Annotated in this window: 18 protein-coding genes and 1 other RNA gene; 7 read left to right on the forward strand and 12 right to left on the reverse strand. The window is 59.4% G+C overall.

Annotated elements, in window-relative coordinates; translation table 11 throughout:
• Positions 1–62: 62 nt before the first annotated feature.
• From J7380_RS06505 to J7380_RS06535, 7 genes are all read right to left on the reverse strand, one after another.
• A complete protein-coding gene (locus J7380_RS06505; protein ID WP_209194998.1) occupies positions 63–1,151 on the reverse strand; it encodes a TFIIB-type zinc finger domain-containing protein in 1,089 nt (362 codons plus the stop codon).
• The gene (locus tag J7380_RS06510; protein ID WP_209194999.1) at positions 1,148–1,690 is read right to left on the reverse strand and encodes a hypothetical protein; all 543 of its coding nucleotides are present in this window, start codon (positions 1,688–1,690) and stop codon (positions 1,148–1,150) included. The genes J7380_RS06505 and J7380_RS06510 overlap by 4 nt, the downstream gene beginning before the upstream one ends.
• A gap of 3 nt (positions 1,691–1,693) precedes the next feature.
• Positions 1,694–2,842, reverse strand: coding sequence for an SPFH domain-containing protein (locus J7380_RS06515; RefSeq protein ID WP_209195000.1), 1,149 nt, complete (start codon positions 2,840–2,842; stop codon positions 1,694–1,696).
• Positions 2,843–2,864: 22 nt separating this feature from the next.
• Positions 2,865–3,821, reverse strand: a complete 957-nt coding sequence (locus J7380_RS06520) for a DUF2927 domain-containing protein (protein WP_209195001.1) — start codon at positions 3,819–3,821, stop codon at positions 2,865–2,867.
• A 4-nt stretch (positions 3,822–3,825) separates the two neighbouring features.
• Positions 3,826–5,016 carry a toxic anion resistance protein gene (locus J7380_RS06525; RefSeq protein WP_209195002.1) on the reverse strand — a complete coding sequence of 397 codons (1,191 nt, stop codon included), beginning with the start codon at positions 5,014–5,016 and terminating at the stop codon, positions 3,826–3,828.
• Between the two features lie 30 nt (positions 5,017–5,046).
• Entirely contained in the window at positions 5,047–5,961 is a 915-nt protein-coding gene (locus J7380_RS06530; RefSeq protein ID WP_209195003.1) for a 5-bromo-4-chloroindolyl phosphate hydrolysis family protein, read from the reverse strand.
• A 175-nt stretch (positions 5,962–6,136) separates the two neighbouring features.
• Positions 6,137–7,009, reverse strand: a complete 873-nt coding sequence (locus J7380_RS06535; RefSeq protein WP_209195004.1) for a pseudouridine synthase — start codon at positions 7,007–7,009, stop codon at positions 6,137–6,139.
• Between J7380_RS06535 and J7380_RS06540 the strand changes: the two genes are divergently transcribed.
• Positions 7,008–7,463: a nucleoside deaminase gene (locus J7380_RS06540; protein WP_209195005.1), complete on the forward strand. Its 456-nt coding sequence runs from the start codon at positions 7,008–7,010 to the stop codon at positions 7,461–7,463. The genes J7380_RS06535 and J7380_RS06540 overlap by 2 nt on opposite strands.
• 13 nt (positions 7,464–7,476) lie before the next feature.
• Here the strand turns inward: J7380_RS06540 and J7380_RS06545 are convergent, their stop codons facing one another.
• Together J7380_RS06545 and J7380_RS06550 are read right to left on the reverse strand one after the other, a co-directional pair.
• Positions 7,477–8,454 (reverse strand): adenylate/guanylate cyclase domain-containing protein, encoded by a 978-nt coding sequence (locus tag J7380_RS06545; protein WP_209195006.1) that lies wholly within the window; start codon positions 8,452–8,454, stop codon positions 7,477–7,479.
• Positions 8,455–8,461: 7 nt separating this feature from the next.
• Entirely contained in the window at positions 8,462–9,154 is a 693-nt protein-coding gene (locus J7380_RS06550; RefSeq protein ID WP_209195007.1) for a metal-dependent hydrolase, read from the reverse strand.
• Positions 9,155–9,212: 58 nt separating this feature from the next.
• On the opposite strand from J7380_RS06550, the gene J7380_RS06555 reads away from it, so the two are divergent.
• A complete protein-coding gene (locus tag J7380_RS06555) occupies positions 9,213–9,863 on the forward strand; it encodes a ceramidase domain-containing protein (RefSeq protein WP_209195008.1) in 651 nt (216 codons plus the stop codon).
• Here J7380_RS06555 and J7380_RS06560 read toward each other — a convergent pair.
• Complete coding sequence (locus J7380_RS06560) at positions 9,860–10,423, reverse strand: DUF4202 domain-containing protein (RefSeq protein WP_209195009.1); 564 nt, start codon at positions 10,421–10,423, stop codon at positions 9,860–9,862. The two genes, J7380_RS06555 and J7380_RS06560, sit on opposite strands and share 4 nt — an antisense overlap.
• 125 nt (positions 10,424–10,548) lie before the next feature.
• Positions 10,549–10,707 (reverse strand): hypothetical protein, encoded by a 159-nt coding sequence (locus tag J7380_RS06565; RefSeq protein WP_209195010.1) that lies wholly within the window; start codon positions 10,705–10,707, stop codon positions 10,549–10,551.
• Positions 10,708–10,932: 225 nt separating this feature from the next.
• Here J7380_RS06565 and gatC point away from each other — a divergent pair, with 225 nt between their 5' ends.
• The 5 genes from gatC (at position 10,933) to rnpB (ending at position 14,641) form a co-directional block, all read left to right on the forward strand.
• Positions 10,933–11,220 carry an Asp-tRNA(Asn)/Glu-tRNA(Gln) amidotransferase subunit GatC gene (gene gatC / locus J7380_RS06570; RefSeq protein WP_170325838.1) on the forward strand — a complete coding sequence of 96 codons (288 nt, stop codon included), beginning with the start codon at positions 10,933–10,935 and terminating at the stop codon, positions 11,218–11,220.
• A gap of 3 nt (positions 11,221–11,223) precedes the next feature.
• A complete protein-coding gene (gatA, locus tag J7380_RS06575) occupies positions 11,224–12,711 on the forward strand; it encodes an Asp-tRNA(Asn)/Glu-tRNA(Gln) amidotransferase subunit GatA (RefSeq protein WP_209195011.1) in 1,488 nt (495 codons plus the stop codon).
• A 35-nt stretch (positions 12,712–12,746) separates the two neighbouring features.
• Positions 12,747–13,457 carry a hypothetical protein gene (locus J7380_RS06580; protein WP_209195012.1) on the forward strand — a complete coding sequence of 237 codons (711 nt, stop codon included), beginning with the start codon at positions 12,747–12,749 and terminating at the stop codon, positions 13,455–13,457.
• Positions 13,441–14,109 carry an N-acetylmuramoyl-L-alanine amidase gene (locus J7380_RS06585; protein WP_348539081.1) on the forward strand — a complete coding sequence of 223 codons (669 nt, stop codon included), beginning with the start codon at positions 13,441–13,443 and terminating at the stop codon, positions 14,107–14,109. Before J7380_RS06580 ends, J7380_RS06585 begins: the two co-directional genes overlap by 17 nt.
• Positions 14,110–14,241: 132 nt before the next feature.
• Positions 14,242–14,641, forward strand: an RNA gene (gene rnpB / locus J7380_RS06590) — RNase P RNA component class A.
• 9 nt (positions 14,642–14,650) lie between these two features.
• Here rnpB and J7380_RS06595 read toward each other — a convergent pair.
• A complete protein-coding gene (locus tag J7380_RS06595; protein ID WP_209195014.1) occupies positions 14,651–14,983 on the reverse strand; it encodes a GYD domain-containing protein in 333 nt (110 codons plus the stop codon).
• Positions 14,984–15,022: the final 39 nt, after the last annotated feature.

Here is a 15,022-nt window from a genome sequence, read left to right on the forward strand (position 1 = left end):
CGCGCAGGATGGCGTCTGACCAAAGGATGTTCAAGCAGTTATCCGGCGGGTTGTGTGTCTGTCTATTGCTGACCGGTCGCGATCAGATAGCCAACCCCCGCAGCAACCAGCAAACCAAGCGCAACGGCGATGGTGATCTTGATAGCAGACCATGGGCGTTCGCCCTGTACCCGTCCCGTGCGGCCATTCACCACGAACCGATAGGTCTGACCGCGATACTTGTAGGCGGCCATCCAGACGGGCAACAGGATGTGTTTGAAGGTGACATTCCGCACATTGGTATCAATCGCGTGTATGCGCTGACGGTCGCCGCCAATATCAAAGCGCACGTCCCGCTCGATCACGCGGGCCATGTGGCCGCGCGCCTCGGTATAGCCATCCTTCAATTCGACCGAGTACGCCTCGGCCCGGAACCCGGCCAGATATTCGGGCTGATAGGGTTCCAGCGCCGGAAGATCCCAAGGCTCCAGCGCGTCGGTATAGGTTTTGGGCAAGGACCGAGAGGCCAGCACCAGCACATCGTCAAAGAACCGCGCCACCCGCCCGGATTTGGGCGACCATCGCACTTTGGGCACTTGCTGCTGCACCCGCTTTCCATCGCGCATGACAGTGCGGGTTTCGTAGTAGACCGTGCCGCGCTCACCTCGGTAGCTGGACTGGGTGTCGGCATCAAAGGTCCAGTAGGGCACATAGATACCCTGCATTTTCCGGCCCTTGCGGGCATAGTCCTTGAGCCCGTTGGGCGCAAACCACAGCCGGCCCAACCAATCGCCCATCGCCTTATGCGCAGCCCGCTCATCCAGCGCAAAAGGCAGCACGCCGCGCGGTTTGATGTGCCGGTTGACTCCGGTATCCGTCACCACGGGCGTGGCGCAGAACGGACACTCGGCGGCATGCGTGTTGGGATCGAATTCGACCTGGGCCGCACAATTGGGGCACGAAAGAACGCGTGTTTCCTCGATCTCGGTATCTGGCAGTCGGTCGGCGATGGCGCTGTCGAAATCCAGCTCTTTCAGGCTGGCCCCGCCCCACGGGCCTGCGCCGATGGGTTCCGAATGGCCGCAATGGTCGCAGGTCAAAGAACCATCGCCCGGGTTGAAACGGTAATCCGCGCCGCATTGGTCACAGGGGAAACGGTGTTCTTCGGTCATAGCTTGGCCTCTGTGGTCGTGGCGCTGCTCCCGGGGCCAATTATCAAACGAACAACCAAGGCCGAGAGGATACAGATTGCGACGAAATTCAGAGAGTTCTTTGCAAATACCCACCAACCATAGTCGGTGTAGACACCGTTGATCGAGATGGTGCCGGTCCCGTCGCCATAGCTGGATGTACTTTTGGGATCCTGTGACATCCGCCAGCTTTTGAAGAACCTGATGGCTAGCCGAATGGCGATGAGGTTAACCGCAATCCCTGCGCCCCAAATGGCCGCACGTATATAACTGATCCGGCGGCGCATCATGAAGCGCAGAAAGGGTTTGACTAACAGCCAGCAAATAAAAAGCGATATTGGCAGGCCAAACAACGCGTACCAAAACACAAGGAATACAGAGTCCATGTCCAGAGCTTCACGGCTCAGGCTCGCAAACAGCGGTACGCCGATAACGCCCACCCAGCCCAACAGCGCAGACAGTTTCACCGCACATCCCAGATCGCGCTGAGAATACGGGGACCCCGCCTTGACGTCGGTCACCGATTACGCCCCCGGCGGTGGGGGCGGCAGGATGGTGAACAGCTGTGCCAGTTCCTGCACCTCGCCGGCCTTTTTCCACCCGTCTTGACCTGCGGTCCAGACATGAGTGTCACGGGTTAGCTCTCCTTCAGCGGCCATTCGGCCCATCTTGGCCTTGGAAAACGGCCCGCTGGTCTGCCCGTCGACGGCGATATGCCAAACATGCTCAACCGGAGGCGGGGGCGGCGGTGCCGCATGTGCAGCTGTTTGCGGGGCAGCGGGGGCGGAACTGCCCCACGGGCCGCTCGGTTGACCCGCTGCCATGTTCGACATCTGCTGCGCCATCGCCATTCCCATGCCCATACCAAGACCGGCCCCCATGCCACCGCCCTGACCGGGGTTGTTGGCGGCTGCGGTCATCGCCTCGGCTGCAGAATACTGGGTGAACTTGCCCAAATCACCGGCCAGACCCATGGATGTGCGCTTATCCAGCGCCGCCTCGACCGCAGGCGGCAGCGAGATGTTCTCGATGTAAAACTCGGGCATCTCCAGTCCATACCCATCCAGCACAGGCGAGACCTCAGCCGCGATCAGTTTGCCCAGATCGGCGGTGTTGGCCGCCATGTCCAGAACCGGAATGCCCGATCCCGCAATCACGCGGCTGAATTCCTGCACGATGATGTTGCGGATCTGAAAACTGATCTCATCCATGGTGAATTCGCCATCGGTGCCGACGATCTCGACCAGAAACTTCGCGGCATCCTTCACCCGCACCGTATAGGTGCCAAAGGCCCGAATGCGGGTTGGCCCAAATTCGGGATCGCGCAGCATGATTGGGTTTTTGGTGCCCCATTTCAGATCGTTGAACCGGGTCGTGTTGACGAAATAGACCTCGGATTTGAACGGAGACTGAAAGCCGTGATCCCAATGCTGCAGGGTCGTCAGGATCGGCATGTTGTTGGTTTCAAGCATATAAAGGCCGGGCGTGAACACATCTGCCAGCTGCCCCTCATGCACAAAAACGGCGGCCTGACCTTCGCGCACGGTCAGCTTGGCACCGTATTTGATCGCATGGCCTTCACGCTCGAACCGCCAGACCATTGTGTCACGGGTGTCGTCGACCCAGTGAATGACGTCGATGAATTCTCCGGTCAGAAAATCGAAAATACCCATTGGGGCCTCCTTATCCTTGGGCCTATAGCGGCTGGCCCATCAATTCACGTGCCAGTATCCGCACCACGGGGCGGGCATCCTGTGCCGTCACGCCCGGTTGCAGGCGCGGATCGTAAAGCATTGAAAGCAGTTTCTCGTCATGGCTGGTCAGCAGAGCAAACTCGTCATCGTCGTTAAAGATCGAAGGCCGAGCAGCCGGACTGTCGTTAGACAGGCCAAGACCCTGCGCCATTTCTTCATGGATGCAACTGCGGCGCAGCAGGTCCGGCAATTCCGTTCGGATGAGTACCACGGCCCGCACGAACTGGTTCGGGGACCGGTTGGTGGGGGACGCAATTACAAAGCAATCAATATTGGCCCGAGGGTTTGCGACCAGTTCAAGAACCGGTTGGCTGATCCCGGGCGCGAGCTCCTTGAGGCGTGACACCACGTATGCGCTGTCGTCTTTGCCTGCAAAAAAGACATGAAAATTCGGTTTTCTTGTGACGACTGAGATCGGGTGGCTGGTAAGTCTCGCTAACCTTTCGGTGTAGGCGTTGACCTGAGCGGTATCCTGTTCGCGCAACTGTGGTTCCACGGTGGGCGCAAACTCAATTTGGACACGAACCGGGGTGGTCCAGCGGCTGAGTTGCCCCTCGGTGCTGTACGTCGTCGCGGTGACGGCGTGGTCGGGATACTCGTTGTAAAACGCAATCACGTCGAAATTGCGCTCAAGGTCGCTGGCGTCGTAGGGCGTATCTGGGCCCCCGCCATCTGTGCGCAGCAGGCCGCGCGTGACCAGATCGCGTTCGACCCGCTGGTAAAACCGGGCAAGATCCTGACTGGCGGCTGAGGGCGCAGTATAGGCGTTGGGCGCAGGCGCTGCTGGCGCAGGGCGGGGTTCAGGCACTGCAGACGCAGTCAGGGTTTCGTCGCAACTGGCCAAGGCCCAAAGCGCAACGCACCCCAACGCATATCTGAGTGTCCTTAGTCCTGCCACCGTATCAGCCCGGAACAGCGGTGCCGGAATTGTCGCCGATGCCGTCCTTGCGGGCCTTGGCAGCGGCCAGCGTGTCGCGCAGCTCGGCCTCCATCTTCTGAAGCTCTTCTTCGGCGGCGGCGCGTTTGGCTTTGCCCTCATCGGCAATAGCAAGGCTTTCATTGATCGTTCCGATCAGATCAGCATTGGCCTGTTTTACAGCTTCGATGTCGAACACGCCGCGCTCCATCTCTTCGCGGATCATCTTGTTCGACTGCCGCAGATTGGCCGCGTTCGAGGTCAGCAACTCATTTGTCAGGTCGTTGGCCTCACGCACGGCCGAGGCAGCCTCGGCACTGCGCTGGATAGTAACCGCCTGCGCCAGTTGGGTTTCCCACAGCGGTACGGTGTTCACCAATGTCGAATTGATCTTGGTCACCAGCGACTTGTCGTTTTCCTGTACCAAGCGGATTGAGGGCAGCGACTGCATCGTCACCTGTCGGGTCAGTTTCAGGTCATGCACTCGGCGTTCCAAATCATCCCGCGCAGCGCGCAGGTCGCGCAATTCCTGCGCTTTCATGACCTGATCATCTTCGGGGGCGGCCTGAACGGCGGCCTCTTTTTCGGGGATATCGTGGCTGTCCAGTTCGGTCAGCTTTTCCTCACCCGCTGCGATATAAAGCGCCAGCTCGTCGTAAAACCCCAGCGTTTTTTCATAGAGCATATCCAGCGATTTGATGTCTTTCAGCAGCGTATGCTCATGCGCCAACAAATCGTCAGTAATGCGGTCTATCTGGCCCTGTACTTGTTCGTATTGCGCGGTGAACTTGGCAAATGGCGCCGCGCGGCCCATTAGTTTTTCCCACCAGCTTCGTTCGCGCCGTACGTCCAGCTCGCTGACCGAGAAACCGCGAATAGTGGTCACGATGTTGCGCAGGCTGTCTCCGGCTGGTCCAACATCCTTGTTGCGTACGTCGGCCAACATGGCTTGGCTTATTTCCTGCAGTTCGGCTTGTGCCGAAGACCCGAACGCGACGATCGAGTTGGTGTTGCCCATGTCGATCTCGTCCATCCGCTTGCGAATTTCGGCACTGACAGGCTCGTCGGCATCCTCCAGCGAGATGACCTCGGCGGTGGGGTCGGGAAGGGCAACTGCAGTAACTTCCTGCACCATCGTCTCAGCTTCGACCGCCTTATTCTTGATTTCGTCGGACATGGGGAAATCCTCTCTTGCAATAGTGGCCGGTCAGTCCAACCGGACGCCTTCGCGCTGCAACCGTTCGCGCAACACGTCAATTTCAACCGTCAGATCACTGCGGTCATCCAATAGCATCTTGCGGGTTCGAGCCGCGAAATTCTGCTCCAAATCGTCTAGCAATTCCGAGTAACCGGCAAGGGCTTGTGCGTCCCGCGTGCGGGCATAGACATCCGAGAATTTGACGGTCGCATCACGTGCACCTTGCAAATAGACGGTCAGGTATTTGCGCGCCCCCGCGAGATCGCGCGGGTCCTCTTCGACCGTACGAAATAACTCGCGCGCCGTGTCCTGAAATCGTTCAACGCGCGCCTCGATCTGTCGGTCGCCTGCGCGCTTGATTGCATCCGTCATCTCGGCCAGATGGGTCTCGGCATCTTCGATCACGCGGGCCACGCGGTCCTGTTGAAAGGTGTCGATGCCCTCCATTCCCTTGTCTTTCATCGGATCCAGTCCGAAAGACACGGAATGCAGCGTCGCGGCTGCTAGGCCAAACAGAACAGGCGCGGCGATACCGGCGTCTGAAGCCGCGGCTGCGTCCAGAAATTCCACTCTGTAAGACGCCAACGCCGTGCCAAGCCCCGTGAGAACACTGGCAAAGATCTTGCGCGGAATGGCGGGCCGTCGCGCCGTTCGACGAGCGTTATAAGCCGCTTCGGCGCGCAGACCCTCGCGCAGAAGAAACGCCGCACCGGTCAGCAGCGCCGCTGCAATCAGGCCAATGGTCACGCCAAGTGCGCCATCGTTCAGCGACAGAAACACCAATGGTATGGGAGGGATGAACAGAATGTTGGCGCGGGCACCAGCAGGTTCTACCCGGGCGCCGTCGAACTGACCACGCGACGACTGTTCGGTCGGGTCGGCTTCACCGTGTGGGCTGTATTTTCCGCCATAGCGTTTGGCCATGCTTCTACAAGCCCCCCAGAAGGCCGGTGCAAACGCCAAACAACAGCACCACCAGGGCCGCGTAGGCCAGTTTCTGCACTCCGGTTCCGGACATGATGCCCCCCAAAGACGATCCTCACATAAAATTTAGGGCATGAGGGGCGTGTACGCTAGGGGGAAGGTTGCCTAACCCGCGTCACTTGCGAGATTTCTTGCCGATCGGTGCCCGTTTTCTTTGCGGTCGAGCCTTGGGTTTGGCTTGCGCTTCCGGGGCCGCGTCCAAACCCAATTGGTCGCGCATCACGCGGCGGCGAATTTCTTCGACCTCGCCGGGCTTCAGGCTGCCCAGTTGAAACGGTCCATAGGATACGCGCAGCAGGCGATTCACGGCGTAACCGATATCCTCCATCGCGCGGCGAATTTCGCGGTTCTTGCCTTCGCGCAAGCCGATGGTCAGCCATGCGTTCGCGCCCTGCTGACGGTCCAGCGAGACGTCCATGGGTAAAAACCGCTCGCCTTCAATGACCAACCCTTTGCGCAAGGGGGCAAAATCCTCGTCCTTGGGGCGACCATTCACCCGCACGCGGTATTTGCGCAGCCATCCGGTCGAGGGCAGCTCCAGCTTGCGCTTGATGCCGCCGTCATTGGTCAGCAACAGCAACCCTTCGGAATTTAGGTCCAGCCGCCCGACGCTCATGACGCGGGGCATGTCCTCGGGCAGGTTGTCGAAGATCGTCGCGCGGCCCTTTTCGTCCCGCGTCGTTGTCACCAGACCAGGGGGCTTGTGATACAGCCACAAGCGCGACGGTTCCGGTTCGGACACCGGCTTGCCGTCAACGGTGATCCTGTCTTTGCCGGTGACGTTCAGGGCTGGGCTGGTGATAGCTTTGCCATTGACGGTCACACGACCGGCTTCGATCATACGTTCGGCTTCGCGGCGCGAGGCGACGCCCGCGCGGGCAAGCACTTTGGCGATCCGGTCGCCGGGAGGAGGGGTTTGTGTCATCCGCAGCCCATAGCGCATCCCGCCGCCTTGCGAAAGACAGGTTTCTGATGCAGTCAGGGGCATGGCATTCAGGTCTTACATGAATATCGCGATAGATCAGGCGCGCGCAGCGGCCGAACGCGGCGAGGTTCCCGTGGGTGCCGTCATTGTGCAGGGTGGCCGGGTGGTCGCAGCAGCGGGAAACCGAACACGAGAACTGAATGACCCGACTGCACATGCCGAGATACTCGCTTTGCGCGCAGCCTGCGCCGAGGCTGGGTCCGAACGTCTGCCCGAGCATGACTTGTACGTCACGCTGGAGCCCTGCGCTATGTGTGCTGCGGCCTTGTCTGCTGCGCGTATACGTCGGGTGTATTATGGTGCAGGCGATCCCAAATCGGGCGGCGTGGCGCATGGCGCGCGGGTGTTTTCGCATCCACAAGCGCATCACAAGCCCGAAGTATTCGATGGTATTGCCGCGGCCGAGTGTGAAGATCTGTTGCGCCGGTTTTTTGCTGAAAAAAGAGAGCAAAAGTAACTTGGTCTTTGCTTCAATTCGCAGACCAATCCAGTTGATAGACAACTTGCGGCCCGCCGAATCCTTTCAGCGAAACTGACGCAGGTGGTCTGAATACTAAGTTATCCTCTGCCCCGACCAAAAGGCGCGTTACGTCGGTGACGTGAATTTCGTTTGGCCCGCTGATATCGGTGACGCGGGCTGCCTTGTTGACGACCGATCCGAAAAAATCCTCGTTCCGCTGGATGACATCTCCGGTGTGAATGCCGATTCGCAGCCCAAATGGGGCGTCGGAAGCTGCTGCAGCGTTTCGGCTCTGGATTTCGATCGCCGCCCTTAACGCGTTTTGAGGAGAGGCGAAAATCGACATGGTTCCGTCTCCAAGCGATTTGATCATCCGGCCGCGATTCGCCTCGATCATCTGCGAGGTCAGGGCCAAATGGTCCGCAATAACCTCTGCCCATCTGCGATCACCCAATCGCCGGGTGATCACTGACGAATTCGCGATGTCAGTAAACATGACCGAAGCGGTGCCTTCGGTCTGATCATGTTGAAATTCGTGACGCGCTGCGTCGATCAGAGCGTTCAGCGCAGTGTGCTCGATCCCGATTTTTTCCATGTTCGAGGTGGGGTTGGACACATGCGCCTGCACGACTTTCCAAACGCCGTCCTCAAGGTGCAAAACAAATGTGAACCGGTGAAATGCAGACTTTCCATTCGAGGCAAAGGTCAATGTCGCGGTGCAATGCGCCCAGCCCGCGCTGCCGCATTCAAACGCTTCCAGCGAGTGTTCATCCCACTCAAAGTCGGGGATTTCTTTCGTGTGATCGGCAAACCCTCGACGAAAAACCTGCCCCGACCACTCCTCGTTTTCCGCTGATCCCTGATACCGCAGATGCTCAGAAGACGAGAGCATGTTGACCAAGGTCGCGCGGTCCTTGAGGCGTACGGCATCGTTCCACCGTCTGACAACGGAGATCAATTCGGGAGAAGGAACGATGCCTTGGCTCATTCGTGCGCTATAGTTTGATCGGCTGCATCACCACGGGCTCGATCACATCTACGCCGGGAAGCCCGTCGATCAGCGTTTGCGCGGATTGTTCCAGGATCGGGAATGTTTTGTAGTGGCAGGGAATCACGGTTTTGAAATTGAAATACCGCTTGGCAGCGTATGCAGCCCCCTTCATATCCATGGTGAAATGCCCGCCCGCCGACAGGATCCCGATATCGGGTTTGTAGTAGTCGCCCATCCAGTCCATGTCGGCCATTATGTCCGTGTCCCCAGACACATATAGCATGTGCCCATCACCCGCGATCATGAACCCGGCTTCGCTGCCACCGGTGCGCAAACCATCGGGCGTAGAGAAGGTCGAGCTGTGCGATGCGGGAACCATCGACACCATCACGCCGTTCAGGTTTACCGTGCCACCTTTGTTGAAGCCCACGGTCTCGATCCCTTCGGATTCGCTCCAATACCCCATCAGATCGTATTGGCCGACGACTGGAACCTTGAGGTGCTTGGCCAGTGAGACCACATCTGCGACATGGTCGAAATGCGTGTGCGTCAACAGGATGTGGGTTGCCCCCTCAAGGGCTGCGTCGTGCTGGTCTTCGGGCAAAACCGGGTTTCCGGTCAGCCACGGGTCGATCAGCAACACTTGCCCTTCGGTCTCGATGCGAAAGCTGCCGTGACCCAGCCAGATGATATTCATGAAAAAACCTCCCAATCAGTCTGTTGGCTTTAACCTAGCATCGGCTATGTAAAAATTCATGGACTGGTTTCAGGAAATTGACGGGTATTGCGAACGGTTGTCGCCCGCCTATTGGGCCGAGCCGATAAATGCAGTCACGAACGCGGCCTTTCTGGTTGCCGCGTTGATTATGTGGATGCGCGTTCGGGGGCAGGGGATGCCGCTGGCTGCAGTCCTGGTGGCGATTCTAGCTGCGATCGGCGTGGGCAGCTATCTGTTCCACACACATGCACAGGTCTGGGCGGCGCTGGCGGATGTCGCGCCTATCCTGCTGTATATTCTGGTCTACATTTTCGCGATAAACCGTGATGTCTGGCAGATGCGGCCGCTTTTTGCCGCCATCGTTACGGCGTTGTTTATCCCTTATGCAGCCGCGACCATACCTGTGTTCCAACTCGTGCCCGGTCTCGGCGGGTCGGCGGCCTATGCGCCGGTCCCGTTGCTAATCCTGATCTACGCCTTCTTGTTGCGCACGCGCGCTCCAGATACGGCCAAAGGGCTGGCCACCGGCGCGATAATCCTGATCGCCTCAATTGCATTCCGGGCGCTGGATGAACCGATCTGCGGCCACCTGCCGTTGGGTACACATTTCATGTGGCACATCCTGAATGCGACCATGCTGGGCTGGATGATAGAGGTCTATCGCAGGCACATGATACGTCTGCGTTAGTCTTCGAAAGCGGCGGCAAGCTCTTTGGGTAGGTCAAATTCCGTCAATACCCGCGCGCGACCCTCGTCAGACATCTTGCGGGCGGTCTTTTCGACGATGCTTTGGATTTTCTCGGCAGAGTGCTTTGCGGCGAAGGGTGCAAAATACCACTTTAGAAACACGAAACAGATCACATCTTCCAGCGCCTGAACCTCGTCGTCGCGCTTGATGCCCTGTTTGCGCAGCATTCGCTCAGCCGCTTCGATGTCGCCGGCGCCATATTCACTGAGCTCCATTAGCCCGGCGACGACTTCGGCATGATGAACCGCTTGCGCTTTGCGCCATGCCAGATAGCCCGCACGCCCTTCGGGGTATTCGCTGCGCGCAAGCTTCCAACGTTCCACATGTTGACCGCGCGCCGCGATTTGCAGTGGGTCCGAGGCGTTTGGAAACAGCCGGTCCAACTCGGCGGTCATGCGCTGACCGTAGAGCAGGGCGGCAGGTTGGCCATCTTCCAGATTGGGGTCTTGTGCGTTGGCCGCGTCAATCGCGTCCAGAACTGCTTGTTTGCGCGGGTTCATCTTGTGCTCCGTCGAATGGCTGACTTTGTGTCCATCCTAGCGTGTCGTCAGATTAAGCGCAGCAGGTGATTGCATAAAATCCGGGTCGGGGAGAGGGGAACCCGACCCGGACGAAGGGGGTCACATCACTTACCGACCTTCGTTTTATCTTGAGAGACAGGTTCCGAGACCGTTTCGGGGAAAGTCAGGTCGCGGGTCAGGCTGCCCATGGTCGGCCCGAATGCCTGTGCCTGCGCTGCCAGAAGGGTCGAGGTCAATAAAAGGGCGGTCATGAACGTTTTCATCGTCTTACTCCGATTGTGCGTTTCCGTGAGTATGAAATGAACAGTTCAGTTCAGTTTTTCAAGAGGCAAAGTGAACTAATCGGTTTATTTTTTGCATGGCGGGTATGCTTCATTTGCAGTCAGCTTGGGTCGCCGCGGCGAAAGGCGGGTAAATCCGCCCCCTGCCGCTCTTGCGACCGGGGCGGCAGACAGGTAAACGCCACCTAACGCATATGAGGTTTTCCGATGTCGATTGACCAAAGCACCGCCGCCAAGGTGGCCAAACTGGCCCGGATCAAGGTCGAGGATGACGCGCTGCCCGCGCTGGCATCCGAATTCAACACCATCCTTGGGTTCATCGAGCAACTGAACGAAGTGGATGTTGAAGGTGTCGAGCCGATGGTCTCGGTCGAGCCGATGCGCCTGAAACGGCGCGAGGATGTGGTCACCGACGGAAACCAGCAGGACAAAGTTCTGGCCAACGCCCCCGACGCGCGCGAGGGCTTTTTCGCAGTCCCCAAAGTGGTGGAGTAAGAAATGAGCGATCTGAACAAACTGGGCCTGGCCGAGGCTCGCGACGCGCTGCGCAAGGGTGACGTAACCTCGGTGGAACTGACCGAGTCCTGCCTGAAGGCCATTGATGATGCCGACGCGCTGAACGCTTTTGTCCACAAGACGCCCGAGATCGCGCTGGAGCGCGCCAAGGCAGCGGATGAGCGGATCAAAGGCGGCGATGCGCCTGCCATGTGCGGTCTGCCGATCGGCATCAAGGATCTGTTCTGCACCAAAGGCGTGCCTTCTCAGGCGGCCTCAAAGATTCTGGAAGGCTTCAAGCCCGAATACGAATCCACTGTGTCTCAGCAACTGGCCGATGCCGGTGCCGTGATGCTGGGCAAGCTGAACATGGACGAATTCGCCATGGGCTCGTCCAACGAAACATCCGTATACGGCAATGCGGTCAGCCCGTGGCGTCGCGGCAATGATGATGCGCAACTGACACCGGGCGGGTCGTCGGGTGGTTCGGCTTCGGCCGTGGCCGCCGACCTGTGTCTGGCGGCAACCGGCACCGACACTGGCGGTTCGATCCGTCAGCCTGCCGCATTTACCGGCATCACCGGCATCAAGCCGACCTATGGCCGTTGCTCTCGCTGGGGCATTGTGGCCTTTGCGTCCTCGCTGGATCAGGCCGGACCGATGACCAAGAACGTGCGCGATGCGGCGATCATGCTGGAAACCATGTGTGGCCATGACCCCAAGGATTCCACCAGCGCGGAATTGGCTGTGCCGAACTTTGAGGCGATGTTGACCGGCGACATCAAGGGCAAGAAAATCGGTATTCCGAAAGAATACCGCATGGATGGCATGCCCGCCGAGATCGAAAAGCTCTGGGCAGATGGCGCTGAGATGCTCAAAGCTGCTGGGGCCGAGATCGTCGATATCTCGCTGCCGCACACCAAATACGCGCTGCCAGCCTATTACGTGATTGCCCCGGCCGAGGCGTCCTCGAATCTGGCGCGCTATGACGGCGTCCGCTATGGCCGCCGCGCCACGCTGGCGCAGGGCGACGGCATCACCGAGATGTACGAGAAAACTCGCGCCGAGGGCTTCGGCCACGAGGTGCAGCGCCGCGTAATGGTCGGCACCTATGTGCTGTCGGCAGGTTTCTACGACGCCTACTACAACCGCGCCCGCCGCGTCCGCACCCTGATCAAGAAAGACTTCGAAGACGTCTTTGCCGCAGGCGTCGACGCGATCCTGACGCCTGCCACCCCGTCGGCCTCGTTTGGTCTGGGCGAGATGACCGAGGCTGATCCGGTGCAGATGTATCTGAACGACGTCTTCACCGTCACCGTGAACCTTGCGGGCTTGCCCGGTGTCTCTGTCCCGGCAGGTCTGGACGCACAGGGTCTGCCGTTGGGTCTGCAGTTGATCGGACGTCCTTGGGAAGAGGGTGATCTGCTCAACACGGCCTACGCGCTGGAAAACGCCGCCGGGTTTGTGGCCAAGCCGGGCAAATGGTGGTAGGTCTGGGCGCAGGCAAGACAACACGGAGCAGCCGGATGCGATTTACGTTTCTGATCCCCGCAATCGGGTTTGTGGCCGCCTGCAACACGGTGGCCCCGATCCAGGGGACCGACTTCAATACACCGTCTTATCAGGCGCAGCGTGAGGCTCAATTGGCTGGCCAAGGCTACACGGGCAACCCTCTGGTCGGCCCAGTAGACGTGTCAGAGCAGGCGCTTGGCGCGCCGGGTACAGCACTGCCCCCATCGGGAGACAACGCAGACCTGGCCTCTGCTACTGCGGCGGCATTGGCTAGTACATCTGCCTCTGGTGCACCTTTGACCGCTCCGGTTGCGACAGAGCTTCCGAGCAACAACGCCATCTCGGATGAGCAGGATTTCGGGGCTGTATCCGACCGCCGTTCCATCGAGTCAGATGCGGCACGGATCGAAAAGAATCGTCAAACCTATGAGGTGGTTGCCCCAACGGCGATCCCTCAGCGGGGCACCGATGGACAGCCCAACATTGTGCAATACGCGTTGAGCACTTCAAATCCGGTTGGTACGCAGCTCTATAGCCGGGCAGGGTTCAACCTACAGGCCAAGGCGCAAAGGAATTGCGCAAAATTCCCGTCGGCGGATCAAGCACAGATCGAGTTCCTGTCCAATGGTGGCCCGCAGCGCGACCGTAAGGGGTTGGATCCAGACGGGGACGGGTATGCCTGCGGCTGGAACCCCAGCCCGTTTCGCAGTGCCGTCAACAACTGACCTGACACCGATCTGGCACCCTTCCCCCAATTTCGGCTCACGCAGGGACGGGTTGGGACCGTCGCTGGTCGTTTTGCACTATACTGCAATGAACAGCGCTCAGGCGGCGCTGGAGCGTCTCTGCGACCCGGAATACGAGGTGTCCGCTCACTACCTGATCGGTTGTGGTGGCACGCTCTGGCAGATGGTGCGCGAAGAAGACCGTGCGTGGCACGCCGGGGCAGGCGAGTGGCACGGCCAGACTGATATCAACTCGCGCTCGATCGGGATCGAGCTGGACAATCGCGGCGACCACCCCTTTTCCGAGCCGCAACTGGCGACACTCGAAACCCTTATGCCCGCAATCCTGTCGCGCTGGAATATCCCGCCATCAGGCATAATCGGTCATTCTGACATGGCTCCGGGCCGCAAAATCGACCCCGGCCCGCGCTTTCCCTGGTCTCGGCTGGAACACCAAGCCCTTGCCGCCCAATCGGGCGCAGGCGATTGTCCGCAAAACCTCACACAAGAGGCGTTCCGCGCTGCTGCCCGCGCCGCAGGCTATACTGCACAAACCGACGACGAGACGCTGCTGGCAACTGTGCGCCTGCGTCACCGTCCAAGTGCAACAGGCCCTTTGCACCCTGCCGATTTCGCCGCGCTTATCCCCTAGAACCTGATCCGTCCTTCATCTGGCCCAAAATACCTCGGGGTTGAATTGGCCGCAGGCCAAGAAGGGGCTGGCCGCTTCTACCAACCAATCCACTCTTGACGCCGCTTGGCCCAAAGCCTACCCAGCCAACGCGCGGAGGGCCGGATGGCCGCTGGGGTCGCAAGACCCGAGAGGAAAGTCCGGACTCCACAAGACAACGGTGCCGGGTAACGCCCGGGCGGGGCAACCCGACGGAAAGCGCCACAGAAATCAGACCGCCTGCGACTTCGGTCACAGGTAAGGGTGAAACGGTGGGGTAAGAGCCCACCGCGCTGCTGGCAACAGCGGCGGCACGGCAAGCCCCACCGGGAGCAATGCCAAATAGGGTCCCCGCGCGGGCCGGTCGGCGCCCGCCGATACCGCCGCTAAGCCTGTCTTGGCCCAGAGGGACCGGGTTGGCAGCTTGAGCCGCGCAGCAATGCACGGCCTAGAGGAATGGTCATCGAAGGGGGTAACCCCGGAACAAGATCCGGCTTACAGGCCCTCCGCGCATATTCCCTGCTCACTTGCCCGGGGGTGAATAGGCTCCGGCAAGTTTGGCGGCTTTTTTCTGAATCGCGACAAAATCTTTGGCCTTCCATGCGCGAACAGTCTCGACCTTGGAAACCGCGCCCGAGGCTGCGACGGCCATGCCGACGGCGACCGCATCAGTTCCGTCAGGTGCCTCGCTGACAACAACCACGTCGTTTTCGCCAGTTGTCACATAAAAAGCCAATAACTTGCCTCCGACTTTCTTTAAAAGAGCTTTCACCGGTCCTGTCCGGTCCGCCGGCTTCTTGAGCATCCCTCGGACACCGTCCTGCGAATAAGTGGCGTATGTAATGAAAATTGGCATTTCTACCTCCTGAAAAAATGAAGGGGACCCTTAAGTTGG

It is taken from the genome of Ruegeria sp. R8_1 (assembly GCF_017743815.1).
GTDB lineage: Bacteria > Pseudomonadota > Alphaproteobacteria > Rhodobacterales > Rhodobacteraceae > Ruegeria > Ruegeria lacuscaerulensis_A.